The 13,250-nt window shown below is 67.8% G+C and carries 14 protein-coding genes; 5 read left to right on the top strand and 9 right to left on the bottom strand.

Annotation, left to right across the window (positions count from 1 at the left end):
* The first annotated feature begins 59 nt into the window (after positions 1-59).
* Together ACXVUM_RS12850 and ACXVUM_RS12845 are read left to right on the top strand one after the other, a co-directional pair.
* The gene (locus ACXVUM_RS12850; protein WP_458522165.1) at positions 60-1,223 is read left to right on the top strand and encodes an acyl-CoA dehydrogenase family protein; all 1,164 of its coding nucleotides are present in this window, start codon (positions 60-62) and stop codon (positions 1,221-1,223) included.
* A 54-nt stretch (positions 1,224-1,277) separates the two neighbouring features.
* The gene (locus ACXVUM_RS12845; protein ID WP_458522870.1) at positions 1,278-1,904 is read left to right on the top strand and encodes a TetR/AcrR family transcriptional regulator; all 627 of its coding nucleotides are present in this window, start codon (positions 1,278-1,280) and stop codon (positions 1,902-1,904) included.
* A 56-nt stretch (positions 1,905-1,960) separates the two neighbouring features.
* On the opposite strand, the gene ACXVUM_RS12840 is transcribed toward ACXVUM_RS12845, so the two are convergent.
* The 9 genes from ACXVUM_RS12840 to ACXVUM_RS12800 form a co-directional block, all read right to left on the bottom strand.
* Positions 1,961-2,713 (bottom strand): SDR family NAD(P)-dependent oxidoreductase, encoded by a 753-nt coding sequence (locus tag ACXVUM_RS12840; protein ID WP_458522164.1) that lies wholly within the window; start codon positions 2,711-2,713, stop codon positions 1,961-1,963.
* A 31-nt stretch (positions 2,714-2,744) separates the two neighbouring features.
* Complete coding sequence (locus ACXVUM_RS12835; protein WP_458522163.1) at positions 2,745-4,454, bottom strand: ABC transporter permease; 1,710 nt, start codon at positions 4,452-4,454, stop codon at positions 2,745-2,747.
* Entirely contained in the window at positions 4,451-5,605 is a 1,155-nt protein-coding gene (locus ACXVUM_RS12830; RefSeq protein WP_458522162.1) for an ABC transporter ATP-binding protein, read from the bottom strand. Before ACXVUM_RS12830 ends, ACXVUM_RS12835 begins: the two co-directional genes overlap by 4 nt.
* A gap of 61 nt (positions 5,606-5,666) precedes the next feature.
* A complete protein-coding gene (locus tag ACXVUM_RS12825; protein WP_458522161.1) occupies positions 5,667-6,704 on the bottom strand; it encodes an ABC transporter substrate-binding protein in 1,038 nt (345 codons plus the stop codon).
* Positions 6,701-7,441 carry an alpha/beta fold hydrolase gene (locus ACXVUM_RS12820; RefSeq protein ID WP_458522160.1) on the bottom strand — a complete coding sequence of 247 codons (741 nt, stop codon included), beginning with the start codon at positions 7,439-7,441 and terminating at the stop codon, positions 6,701-6,703. The genes ACXVUM_RS12825 and ACXVUM_RS12820 overlap by 4 nt, the downstream gene beginning before the upstream one ends.
* A gap of 177 nt (positions 7,442-7,618) precedes the next feature.
* Complete coding sequence (locus tag ACXVUM_RS12815) at positions 7,619-7,945, bottom strand: hypothetical protein (RefSeq protein ID WP_458522869.1); 327 nt, start codon at positions 7,943-7,945, stop codon at positions 7,619-7,621.
* A 44-nt stretch (positions 7,946-7,989) separates the two neighbouring features.
* Positions 7,990-8,370, bottom strand: a complete 381-nt coding sequence (locus ACXVUM_RS12810; RefSeq protein ID WP_458522159.1) for a nuclear transport factor 2 family protein — start codon at positions 8,368-8,370, stop codon at positions 7,990-7,992.
* A 76-nt stretch (positions 8,371-8,446) separates the two neighbouring features.
* On the bottom strand, positions 8,447-9,490 hold the full coding sequence (locus ACXVUM_RS12805; RefSeq protein WP_458522158.1) for an ABC transporter substrate-binding protein: 1,044 nt from the start codon (positions 9,488-9,490) through the stop codon (positions 8,447-8,449).
* A gap of 63 nt (positions 9,491-9,553) precedes the next feature.
* Positions 9,554-10,849 (bottom strand): DUF1214 domain-containing protein, encoded by a 1,296-nt coding sequence (locus ACXVUM_RS12800; RefSeq protein ID WP_458522157.1) that lies wholly within the window; start codon positions 10,847-10,849, stop codon positions 9,554-9,556.
* Between the two features lie 146 nt (positions 10,850-10,995).
* On the opposite strand from ACXVUM_RS12800, the gene ACXVUM_RS12795 reads away from it, so the two are divergent.
* From ACXVUM_RS12795 to ACXVUM_RS12785, 3 genes are all read left to right on the top strand, one after another.
* Positions 10,996-11,349, top strand: a complete 354-nt coding sequence (locus ACXVUM_RS12795) for a YidH family protein (protein WP_458522156.1) — start codon at positions 10,996-10,998, stop codon at positions 11,347-11,349.
* Positions 11,346-11,738: a DUF202 domain-containing protein gene (locus ACXVUM_RS12790; protein WP_458522155.1), complete on the top strand. Its 393-nt coding sequence runs from the start codon at positions 11,346-11,348 to the stop codon at positions 11,736-11,738. The genes ACXVUM_RS12795 and ACXVUM_RS12790 overlap by 4 nt, the downstream gene beginning before the upstream one ends.
* A 66-nt stretch (positions 11,739-11,804) precedes the next feature.
* Positions 11,805-13,202: a DUF1254 domain-containing protein gene (locus tag ACXVUM_RS12785; protein WP_458522154.1), complete on the top strand. Its 1,398-nt coding sequence runs from the start codon at positions 11,805-11,807 to the stop codon at positions 13,200-13,202.
* Positions 13,203-13,250 lie beyond the last annotated feature (48 nt).

Raw genomic sequence — 13,250 nt, 5'->3', positions numbered from 1 at the left:
TCGACCAGCGCGAATGGTCTACTCAATAACTGAACTGAATTCATATAGAACGGATGCAGATGATCTGGGCGACGGACAACACGGTCGACGTACTGCCCGCCGACGAGCACGGCGACCTTCGGGACGCGGTCCGCGATCTCGTCGGCTCCGCGGGCGATGTCAGCGCCACACGTCAGATGATCGACAGTGGTCAGCGGTACTCCGCAGATCTCTGGCGAGAGCTGAGCGACTCGATCGCGGTGACGAGCATGAGCGTCCCCGAGACCTCCGGCGGTCTGGGCCACGGACTGACATACCTGTGCACCGTCGTCGAGGAATGCGGCCGAGCACTGCGTCCGGAACCGGTCCTGGTGTCGGCGGCGATCGGGGTCCCCGCGCTGATCGCGCCCACCTCGACCGCCGCGGCAGATCTGCGGGACGACGCCCTGGCCGGGCGGAGGGTCATCACCACGACCTCGTTGACGATCTCGGGTGACCACCTCACCGCCGAGCAGACCACCGACGGATGGGTCGTCGACGGGCTCGCGAACGTCGTCGACGCGCCCGACGCCGACGTCGTCATCACGACCGCACAGGCCGGATCGAGCAGAGCACTGTTCGCCGTCCCGGTCGGTGCCTCTGCGGAACTGAGGCCCCTCACCTCCATCGACCCGACGCGACCCCAGTCCGAGCTGCGGTGCCGATCGGCCGAGGCGGTGGTGCTGGCAGGCCCCGACGACGCGGCCGAGACGATCCACCGGTTGCGCACGCGCGCGATCATCGCGCTCGCCGCCGAGAACGTCGGCCTGGCCGATCGTCTTCTCGCGATGACGCTGCAGTACACGCGATCCCGCCGCCAGTTCGGCAGGGAGATCGCATCGTTCCAGGCCGTCAAACACCGACTCGTCGACATGTTCCTCGACGTCGAGAGCGCGCGCTCGGCGGCGTGGTACGCAGCAGCACTCCTCGATCACCTCTCTCAGGACAGCGGCGCCACCACCGACACCCCCGGTGAGCGACTCGATCTCGCCGCTGCGGTGGCGGGATCGGTCGCCTGCGACGCAGCGATCCGCGTCGCGACCGAGGCCATCCAACTCCACGGAGGCATCGGGTTCACCTGGGAGCATCCCGCGCACAGCTACTACCGCCGCGCACTGACGAACGAGACCTTGTTCGGGAGCGGCACAGAGCATCGCCGGCGTATCGCCGGGTTGGCGCTCGCGTCCGCGGCTTCGGGCATCTGACCCGAATTCAACTCATTGCTCCTATACTGAGCCGACGATCAGAGAGGGGGCGTGGTGCCGGTCGCTACCGAGGTACGTGAAGACGGGCCACGGTCGAAACGTGCGCTGATCCTCACCGTCGCCATCGAGCAGTTCGCCAGGGTGGGTTACGAGCACACGAAGTGGGCGTCGGTCGCCAGTGAGGTCGGGATCGGACAGACCGCGCTCTACCACTACTTCGAGTCCAAAGCCCACTGCCTTCTCACCATCATGCGGCTCGAGTTGACCGACTCGGTGCAGCGTTTCCAGGACGGCATCGCCGGCATCTCCGACCCCCGCGACGCCTTGCGCGCGGCCGTCTCCGCGTCGTTGAGCGGCGAGGCGATCGACGTGTCCCAGCGCCGGATCCTGCAGAGCCACATGGACATCCTCAGTGAGCGCCGGCAGTCCGAACGAGAAGAGGACGAGCGGACCCGCTCGCGGGAACTGGTCTCCGAGATCGAGCGACACTGGGCGTCACTGATCGAGCGCGGTGTGAAGTCCGGCGACTTCGTCGCAGCAGACCCGGTCCTGCAGGCCCGACTGGTGTTGGGTGTCGTCGTCAGCGTGTGGCGGTGGTACCGGCCCGGCGGCCCCATCTCACTCGACGAGTTGATCGGCACGGTCTCGGAAGCCGTTGTCCGCCTGGTCGCGAAGCCCTGATCAGCGTCGCGCGTCGCCCGTCACCGGCGCGACGCGCGTGACGTGGTCCCAGCACGTCACGCGCAGGTCCACCCGCCGTCCACGTACAGCTCGGTACCGGTGACGTACTGGGCGTCGTCGCCTGCCAGGAACGCCACCGCCGCTGCGACATCCGATGCGGTGCCCAGTCGTCCCATGGGTGTGTTCGCGACCATCGCCGCGTGCCGCTCGGTCCCGTCGTAGCGCTGCAGGAGTTGTTCGGTGCCGATGAACCCGGGGTGAACGGAGTTGACCCGTACCCCACGCTGCGCCCAGTACAGCGCAGCGTTCTTCGTCATCGTCCGCACCGCCCCCTTCGCCGCAGCGTAGGCGACGCTGTTGCCCAACCCGCCGACCGTGCCGAGGATCGAGCACAGGTTGACGACGGCGCCGCCTCCGGTCTCCTCGATCACCGCTCCGGCATGCTTCATCCCCAACCAGGTACCGGTCTGGCTGACGTCGATCACCCGCTGGTAGGTGTCGAGATCCTCGTCGACCACCGTGCCGAGGCTGCCGATGGCCCCGTTGTTGACGAGGATGTCGAGACCGGAGAACCGTTCCACCACATCGGCGGTGACCCGTCGCCAGTCGCTCTCGTTGGTGATGTCGAGCTCTGCCACCATGTGGGCGCTCGGGTCGGCGAGTCCGTCGCGCACCGATTCCAGCGGCGCGCCGGGGACGTCCGTCACGACCACGACGGCTCCTTCGTCGGCCAGTCGGCGCACGATCTCCACACCGATGCCGCCGGTGGCGCCGGTCACCACCGCGATCTTGTCCGTCAAACGACCCATCACCGCGATCACACCGCCTTCGTCGAGAGTCTCAGAGATTGCTCAGTACGTTGCGTCCGCCGACGACCATCGCAGCGCCGACGCCGACGGTCGTGACCGCCGTCATCAACAGCGCCATCGCGGCCACCTGCGGATAGGAACCGTTCTGCCACATGTCGTAGAGCAAGGTCCCCATCACCTGCGTCGTCGAGGCACGGACGAGGAGGGACGCGGCGAACTCGTGCGTCAGCAGGATGAACATCAACGCGACGGCACTGAGGATCGCGGGCCGCATGAGCGGCAACATGATCCGGAGATTGGTCACCATCGGTGACGCACCGCTCGTCGCCGACGCCTCGACGTAGGCATCGCCGAGCGAGAGCATCGCCGTCATCTGCATCCGTATTGCGAACGGCAACATGAGGACCACGTAGACCAGCACGATCACCGTGCGCGTGCCGTAGAGGATCAGCGGCGGCTCGGTGTAGGTGAGCAGGAACCCGACGCCGAAGATGACCGCGGGGATGCCCAGCGGCAGTGCTGTGATCAGGTCGCCGACCAGTCCGATGATCCGGAACCGCCGGCCGCGCACCAGGAGGTTGGCCATGAGGTAGCCGATCGGCACGGAGATCGCCACCGCCCCCAGCGAGGTGACCACGCTGGTGACGACCGATTCGACCACTGCGGTGTTGCTGAACAGATTCCGGAAGTTCTCCAGCGTGAACAACGACCAGGACAACGACCCCGACCAGTAGGGGGTCAGCGACACGATGACCAGACCCACGAGCGGGATGACCAGTGCGACAACGGCATAGATGAGCAGGGTTGCAGTCGCCCAGCGCGCCTTTCCGCCGCTGGGGGCGAAGGCCTTGCCACCGTGGGTCACGAACCGCTTCTGATTGCCCAGCAAGAGCTTCTGCGCGAGCACCACCACGATACCCATGATGACGAGGGGCGAACCGGCCGCGGCCGCGGCGGCGAAGTCGGAGGGCGACTCGGAGACCCGGCGATACATGTCGGTCGTGAGGACGTTGACACCCGTGTTCTGCCCGAGCAGGAGTGGTCCGGTGAACTGGCCGAGACCGAGCAGGAGCGCGATGCCACCGCCGTAGATCAACGAGGGGCGCAACAGTGGCAGCACGACCCGGAAGAACACGCCCACCGTGGACGATCCGCTGATCTGTGCCGCCTCGAGGTGCTCGGAGCTGATGTTCTGCATACCGGCGCTCACGAACAGGTAGACGAAGGACGTGAGTCCGAAACCGGTGAGGACGATGATCCACGGAACGGTGTAGACGTCGATCGGACCACTCTGACTGTTGCTCCACCACATCGCCTTGCGGAGCAGGACGTTGAGGTATCCGGGGCCCGGCGACAGCAGGAAGGCCCAGCCGACGATGTTCGCGACCGCCGGCATCACGATCGGCAGGATGGGCACGATCTTGAGGAAACCCATCCTCGCCGGCAGGCGACTCGCGGCGAACGCCAGCAGGGTGCCGAGCACCATCGCGATGACCAGGGACCCGAGTGCGAGGGCGACGGTGGTCCGGATGGTCTCCCCGATGTCGAACCGGCCGTACTCGTTGCGATACCCCTGCGCCCCGTCCTGGAACGCGAGGGCCTGCAATCGGATCATCGGCAGGACGACGAGGTAGGCGAGAACCGCGAGGAGCACCGTGTACCCGATGCGGGTCCGCCAGTGCGCCGGGATCGCCCACGTGCGAGCGCCTGGCAGCGACGCCGTCGGTGCCGCGGCCGTCATGACGCGACGCTCGCGGTGGCCGAGACCCGATCGACCGCGGCGTCGGGCTGGTCGGCGAACACCCGCAACGCCGAGGGTGCGAAGCTCAGGATCATCGGGTCGCCCGGCGCACTCTTCTTGAGCATCCCACCGTGGTCGGCTGCCGAGGCGCGCAACGTCATGGCGTCCGCACCGCTGCGGACCGCGACGTCGTAGAAGCGTCCGCCGTACTCGTGGTCGACGAGCTCCGCGGGGAGCATCACGTTGCCGTCCGGGACCTCGTTCTCCGACCCGTGCAGGAGCAGGTCGTCCGGGCGCAGACGCGCGACCGCGGTACCGCCGCGCTCGGGGACGTCGCGGACGACGGCCCGCGAGAGGTCCACCATCGCACCGGACGTGGTCTGCCATCCGTCGTGATCACGGATCAGCTCGATCCGGTTCGACATGCCGATGAACGCGGCAACGTACTCCGACACCGGGAACTCGAACACGTGATCCGGCTCGTCGTACTGTTCGATCTTACCGGCCTTCATGATGGCGACACGGTCACCGAGCGCGAACGCCTCCGCCTGGTCGTGGGTGACGAACACCGCCGTGAAACCGAGCCGGCGGTGCAGCTGATGGATCTGCGAACGCACCTGATCCCGCAGGCGGGCATCGAGATTGGACAACGGTTCGTCGAACAGCACGAGGTCGGGGCGGGAGACCAGGCCGCGGGCGACGGCGACGCGCTGCTGCTGTCCGCCGGACAACTGCGACGGATACCTGTCGAGCAGACCCTCGCAGTCGACCATGCGGGCGGCCTCGTCGACCGAACCGTCCTTGATCGCGTCCCGCATCTTGCGCACCTTGAGCGGATACCCGATGTTCTTCCGCACCGTCATGTGCGGCCACAGCGCATACGACTGGAACACCATGCCGATGTTGCGTTTGTGCGCCGGGACGTCGATCCGCTTGTCGGCGTCGAAGACGACCTTGTCCTTGAACGCGATCGCCCCGCCCTGTGGCGTCTCCAGACCCGCGAGGCACCGCAGCGTGGTGGTCTTGCCGCACCCGCTGGGGCCCAACAGGACCAGGAACTCGCCGTCGGAGATGGGGAGGTCGAGATCGTCGACGACGACGTTGTCGCCGTAGGACTTGACCAACCCGGAAACGGTGAACTGCTCTGTCACGATGTGCCTTCCGCCTTCGTGTTCGGTGTATGGACACCGGCACCGATGGCGCCGTCCGCCCTCACGACTGGAACTCCTTCGCCCACTGCTGCGAGTACTGACGCACCTTGTCCGGGGTCAGGTCGGCGGTGTTCGGCTCGGCGATGTCCTGCGCACGGGCCACCGCGCCGGGGATGTCGGGCAGGACGGCCGCGTATCCGGAGTTGAGCGCAACCTGTCCGTCGCGGCTGGTCATGAAGTCCACCAGGACCTGCGCCGCGTTGGGGTGGGGTGCGACAGCGAGTGCCTCTGTGTACCAGGGGGTTCCCCAGGGCTTGGACGGCAGCGTCCACCCGACCGGGGCGCCTGCCTTCATCTCGGTCACCAACGGCTGCACGAACGGTGACACCGAGATCTCACCGGAGGTCAGCGCCTGGGCGACACCGAGCGAGCTCGGGTAGATCCGCGGCTTGAGGGCCGCGATCTGCTTCCAGTAGTCCTCGCCGTAGTTGGCGGCGTAGAAGCGGTACAGGTCCACGTACGACGCGATCCCGGTGGGGTTGACGATGCCGATCTTGCCTCGGTAGGCCGGGTTGATGACGTCCTGCGGGGTTCGCAGTCCGTTCGGCACCGCAGCGGTGTTCCATCCCAGCGCGTAGACCGCCGCGCTGGTGAGTGCGAACTTGTCGTCGATGACGCTGCGTGAGGGGTCGTATGCGGCCGCCTTCAGGGACGGGCCGACGAGATCGGTGGAGTAGCGGCCCGATGCGGTGGCGGTCGTGATCCACGCGGCGTCGGTGGTCATGTGGACGTCGGCGATGCCCTTCCCTGTCTGGCGTTCGGTCTCGATCTTCGGATTGATGTCCGAGTCCGTACCGCGGACGAACTGCATCGTGATCTTCGGGTACTTCGCGTGGAAGGCGGTCTTCAACGCCTCGAGGTTCGCCGGCTTCTGCGAGGAGTAGAGCATCACCGTGCCCTCCTTGTCCGCGGCCGCCACCACGTCGTCCCAACTTCCCTTCACCGGAGCGGACACACCGGAACTCCCACCGCATGCGGAGAGCAGCGCCAGCGCGGCGACCGCCCCGACGACCGCGGAGACACGGGAGAAGCGCTTCATGATCGGTACCCATCTGTCGTCGCTGCCGGCCGGTGTGCGCCGCCGGTGATCTGACGCAGCAGCGACGCCAGTCGGTCGGGGATCGAGACCATCGCCATGTGACCGGCGGCGAGGTGAGCGGTGTCGCCACCGACGAGTGCGGCCGACCGGAGCTGGAGGTCCGTCGTGTAGCAGTGGTCGTCGGCGAGGTGCACGTAGGTGCGGGGCACCGCGGTGGCGAGACCGGACAGGTCGACGGGTTCCTGCAGGAGCGCCGCGGAGTCGTCGACGAGCTGCGACATCGTCCATTCGGTCTGCTCGGGCGACATGTCGTTGCACAGCATGGCGGTCGCGGCCTCACGGTCCTGGTGGTAGACGCCGTCGACGATGCAGGCCTCCACGGCGGAGCGCACCGACGGGTCGATCTGGTCGATGACGCGGGTGCCGTCGGGTGGGACCACGGCGGAGAGGAACACGACGTGACTCAGTCGCGATGGGAGCGCGCTCATGACCCGCGGGGCCGAGACTCCCGCGAAAGAGTGGGCCACCAGGACGATCTCGTCGTCGAACCCCGCCGCGTCGATGTCGTCGACGATGGCGCGGGCGCAGTCGTCGAGCGTGACGGTGCGGAGGTCGACGTCCGATCGGCCACCGCGCCCCGGAAGGTCGACCGCGAGCACGGGCTCGTCGAGGCGTGTGACGAGTGGGTCCCAGCTGGACGCACCCATCCCGGCCCCGTGGACCAGAACAACACTCATTGCCATCCCTCAGATTGAACTGAACTCATCTCAGTTCAGAAAGGTAACCGCGGTGGGCAGTGATGTCAATCACGATCGACGAGCGGTCTCGGGTCGAGTCACACGACAGCGCGCAGACGACCGTCGCACCGTGCGCGGGCAGGCACACGGTGCGACGGATACAGCGGTTCGACGAGGTCAGCCGAACGCGACCTCGGGGGTACGCGCGATCAACAGGCGCCGCACACGGCCGTCGTCGTCGATCTGCGCGGTCGCGGTGAAGGACGCCTCGAAGTCGCCGGCGCGCGTGGTCCGCCCGAGGACCATCTCGTGGCCCTCGACCGTCGTGCCGACATCGACGTGATGGACGAGGATGCCCTTCTCCCGCTGTGCCAGGTAACCGACCAGACCCGCCCGGTCGCCGACGAACTCGGCGGATTCACCGGCCCCCTTGGAGAACTGGACCGACATCACGAACTCGTCGGCGATCATCGTGAGCACGCGATCGGGATCGTCGGAGTCCATGTACTCGAACCACCGTGCCAACACCGGCGTCGAACCCGCGGCGCTCACAGGGCCACCCCATCGGACGGCAGGACGGCGAAGTCGGCACTGAAGCTGACCTGGTACCGGTCGACGAGACCGGCGTCCCCGATGTGCATGACGCCGACGAAGTGGCCGGTCGTCACCGCGTCACCGTCAGGGCCCGCCTCGGTGACCATCCCCTGCGCGAACTCCACGTCGCGGTCGTCGGCGACACGTCGCAGGACGTGTCGTCGACCCACCGGCGGTCGACCGCTCAGGTACTCGAACATCCGATCCCGGCCGCGGCCACGGTTCTCGCCGCCGGGCAGGATCATCGCGAACTCGACGTCCGGCGCGAGCATCGTCACAGCGTCGTCGAGACGACCCTCGTCGATCGTCGCGTAGTACTTCTCGATCAGACTCATAGAAGTGAACTTAGTTCAGTCCGCGTGGGGCTGTCGAGAGCCGATCTCGCCGCCGACAGCCCCGCACCCAGACGGTTCATCCGGTGAACATCTGTTGCCACTCACGGGTCTGCCGGTCGACGTACTCCTTCGTCAGCGTCGAGGCGTCCGGCTTGGTGATCTGCTGCGCGTTCGCTGTCGCACCCGGGATGTCGGGCAGGGCGGTCGCGACACCGATCGCCTGAGCACGCTGCCCCTCGGGACTGATCAGGAAGTCCGCCAGCACCTGCGCGGCATTCGGATGCGGTGCCACCGCGGTGACATACCCGTAGTACGGACTCCCCCAGGTCGGCTCGGGTAGACGCCAGTCGACAGGTGCCCCCGCGGACTTCTCGTCGACGAGAGGCTGCACGGTGGGCGACACGGCGATCTCACCGGAGGTCAGCGCCTGCGCCACCCCGAGCGCGCTCGGGTAGATCCTCGGTTTGAGGGCGGCGAGTCTCTTCACGTAGTCGGCGCCGAAGTGCTTCCCGTAGTAGTCGTAGAGGTCGATGTACGTGGCGATCCCGTTCGGGTTGACCACGCCGATCCTGCCCTGGAAGCGAGGGTTCAGGATGTCGGTGGGTGACGAGATCCCCTGCGGCACCTCTCTGGTGTTCCACCCCAACCCCAGGGTCGTCGCCGCGTCGAGGAAGAACCTGCCGTCGATCACGCTCGACGACGCGTTGTACGCCGGGTTGGCGAAGTCGGGCCCCTCGGCCAGGTCCGTCGAGTAGGCGCCACTCTTCGCGGCGCGCTCGATGTACGACGTGTCCGTGACGATGTGGACGTCGGCGATGCCCTTCTTCGTCCGGTTCTCGGCGTCGATGCGCGGGAGCAGATCACTGTCGGTGCCGCGGACGAAGTCGAGGGTGATGCCCGGGTACTTCTTGCTCCACGCGGCCTTCACGCTCTGCAGGATCTTCGGGTTCTGACTGGAGTACAGCATCACCGAGCCCTCCTTCTGGGCCGCTGCGACGATGTCGTCCCAGCCGCCCTTCACCGGGGAGGTCGTCCCGCCGGAGCCACCACCACACGCCGTGGCCATGACGGCGACTGCGGCCACCGCGGTGGCGTATGCCCACCCTCTACGCATGTTCATCGCACTCACTCCCTACTGCTGATCGGATGTTCTCTCGTCACGTCGATGGGCCCGCCCGGCCCGTCATGCCCGCTCGACGCCGGGCGGATCCCACCCGCTCGTCGTGGGCCCGTAGAGGCGGAGCATCAACCGGAACCCGCCAGGCGGGCACGGCAACCAGTTCTGGACGCCGGACGCCGGTTCGGCGACCCGGATGCGGATCGTGATGGATCCGTCCGCGTCGGTACGCAGGCCCGGCGTGCGATCGGAGATCGCGTACCGGCCGATCGGGTTCTCGACGAGCAACCCCGCACGGTGGTACATGGTGAGCGACCAGAAGAAGCGTGCGGGCGGGTGCTGACCGGCGCGGAAGGTCACCGTGTACTCGTGCTGTCCGTCGAGAGGCCTTCCGGCCGAGTCCGATTCGCAGACGGGGTAGACGGCCTCCTCGACCGGGTTGACGTAGATCTGCGAGTAGGCGACCGACGCGCGGAGCAGGAGATCGTCGCCGAACTCCGGTCCGCGATCGTTCACCGACCAGCCGTTCACCACCCGCCCGACGGACCTCACGTGCGTCGCGATCTCGTCGAGCCCTCGGGCCAGTCCGAACTCGACCGCCTCCACTGTTCGCGGGTGCCCGGTTCGGACGACGTCCTGCAGCGTCGCGATGCCGGCCGACATCTCCGGCGGGACGTCGTCGACGCCCAGTCCCTCGACGGCGTGACCCAGGGAGTGCACGAAGCCATGCGCGGTGCGCAGTTCGCGGTCCCGATCTCGTCGGATGAGCTCCCGCGTGTCGTCGTCGACACCGTCCGGACGGTCGACCGCCGGCGCCCGCAGGCGGATGCGCTGCTGGAGGCCCCGGACGACCGAGACGTCGTCGTCCGCAGGATCGACCAGGATCCGGATGGCGACCATCACGAACCGCGATCGACAGGTGACGTCGATGCGATCCGTCGAGGCCGACGATGTGGTGCCGCGTCGACGGATGACGATCTCGGGCAGGCGACCGCCGTGGGTGCGGCGGCCGACCGCACATGCCGTCGTGGAGTCCGCCTCACCGATCTGGACCCCGTAGTACCGGTCCCCGAGATCCGGGAGATGCAGTCGGAACTCGCCCCCGTCGAGATCCAGGAAGGCCAGCGAGTAGAGGGTGTCGACGTTCGGGGCGACGCCGCTCGTCAGCTGGGGGTCGGACAGGCGACGCTGGTGGCCCATCCGGTCGAGTGGCGCACCTGCCGACGACGCCGGGCGCGGTGCATCCGGGGTGAGAGGGAGGGTGAACCGGAGCCGTAACCGCTGCGCGAAGACGCACGGGAACCCCCAGATCTGGAGATCCCGGGCGAGGTGCTCGAGTCGCTCGTCGGTCAGCACGGTCATCGGCGAAGTCGTCACATCCCTCATGAGGCGCCGACGGGGACCTCGTGGCCCGCCGGTTGCGGTTGGTGGCGTCGTGTCCGTCGACACGTTATCGTCTTGAATCGAGTTCGGTTCAGGAATGACGAGACTGGAGAGATGGGATCGCGGTGGCGAGGTTGCTCGGCTGGGTGTACTCGGAGGGCACCGAACCCGACGCCCGCTTCAGCCTGGCGAACGAGCGCACCTTCCTGGCGTGGATCCGGACCTCCCTCGCCCTGATGGCCTCCGGAGTCGCGCTGCGGGCCTTCGACGTCGGCGGCGGCGCGATCGCCACTCACGTGGCATCGATCCTGTTGGTGGTCCTCTCGATCTGGATGCCGTTGCAGGCGTGGTGGAACTGGGCCGGCACCGAACGCGATCTCCGCCTACGCCGTCCCCTCCGCTCTCCCCGCGGCTCCTTCGTCCTCGCGAGCGTCCTCACGGTGGTCGGGTTGCTGGTGACCTGGGAGTTGATGGTGTGAGCGACCGCGACCGGACCGGCGCCGTCGAACTCGACGACGGCGGCCTGCAACTGGAACGGACGTCGCTCGCCTGGCAACGGACGTCGTGCTCACTGCTCGTCGCCGCAGCGGTGGGCGTGCGGATCGCGGCACATCTGGGGCAGTCCTGGCTCGGTGTGCTCCTGGTGCCCGCGGCGTTCGTCGCGGCGTGTGCCGCGATCGCACGCGTCCGGACGTCGACACCCGGCCGTCGAGAACTGGCAATGGACGACGAGGGCCTGGTGATCCTGCGCAGACCGGCTTCACGGCCGTGCGCACTGCTGTCCCTCGCCGTGGTCGCGACGGGTGTCGCGGCCCTGATCCTCGTACTCACCGTCGCGCCGGATGACACACCTGCCGTGCACTTCTGACGCGAGAGCTGCACTGCTGAGACGTCGGCGACGCGTCGACGAACAACTCGATCGGAGGTCGACGTGGTGTCCGAACCCACCAGGTACGGGGGCGCTCGGGAGCGCGTGGTCCATCGGGTCTACGACCCGTCGCTCGCCGACCAACTGCAGTTCTCCGAGCGTGACGACATCACGCCGACCAACGCCGATGGTCGGATCGCCCTGGCCACCAGCGCCGCCATCCAGGCGGTGATCTACGGGATGCCGTCGGTACTCCAGTACGCGAGCATGTGCGCGATGTGCGCGCCCGCCGTCGAGGGAGACCCGTGGCGGATGAACGTCCTGCGCCACGACCGGGAGATCGCCTCGCACGGGTACCAGCCGTTCCGCGTGCCGAACGTGGACACCCTGTACTCGAACGCATGGATCGACCTGTCGGACGGCCCCGTCCGCGTCGACCTCCCCGACTTCGGCCGGCGCTACTTCACGCTCAACCTCCTCGACGCGTACAGCAATGCCTCCAACGTGAGCGCGCGAACGCACACCCCTCCGCCGCGCGAGCTGCTCATCGCCACGACGACGTGGACCGGCACCGCGCCGGACGGGACCCCGGTGCTCCGGGTGGCGACACCCCTGATGTGGTTGCTCATGCGCATCCAGGTGTTCGACACCCCCGGTGACGTCGACACCGTTCGCGCGCTGCAGGACCAGGTGCTCCTCCACGGCCGGGGCGACAGTGTGCGGCCCTGGCCGGTGGTCGGCCAGGACGAGGTCGAGACGTCGGTCTCGGCGTTCCTGCGTGCACTGGATGCCTCGCTCCGCATCAACGGGGTACCGCACGAGGACGTGGCGCATGTCGATCAGTTCCGGATCCTCGGGATCGGGTCGGGGGCATCGGCGGAACCACTCGGCCGGGACGAGGCCGTCGCCGAGGGTGCGCGACGAGGCTTCGAGTCGGCGATGCGGATTCTCGGCGGGTCGCGCGGGCTCCTGGGCCGCAAGGCCGAGAGCGGCTGGACCAGGGTTCTGGACAAGGGATCACACGGGAACAACTTCCTCGCGCGGGCGGTGATGAACTTCGTCGGGCTGGGTGCGAACGTCGTCGAGGAGAACTGCTCGTACAACACCTACGTCGACTCCGGCGGCGCGCCACTGGACGGCAGCGGTCGCGCGGTCTACCGGATCGATCTCTCCGATCCGCCTCCGGCCGAGGCTTTCTGGAGCATCACGCTGTACGAGGCCGAGACCGGCAGGCTGCACGACGCCCCCGCCGGCCGACACTCGGTCGGCGGTTCCACCAACCGCGCGGACGACGGGCGTGCCCCCAGCGCGGTCGTCGTCTCCGCGGGTCGCCCCGAATCCCCCGACGCCGCATGGCTTCCCTGCCCCGAGGGCGCGTTCTTCCTGGTACTGCGCATCTACCAACCCCTGCGCGCGGCGCTCGACGAGACCTGGACGCCGCCACCGGTCCGCCTCGTGACCTGACGGTCGCATCCGCTCGGGCCCTCAGCCGGTCGAGGCTGTTGACTTCTG

This window comes from Williamsia sp. SKLECPSW1 (assembly GCF_054332755.1).
Note: the sequence above shows the minus strand (reverse complement) of the source record. Positions and strands in the feature narration are given on the sequence as shown.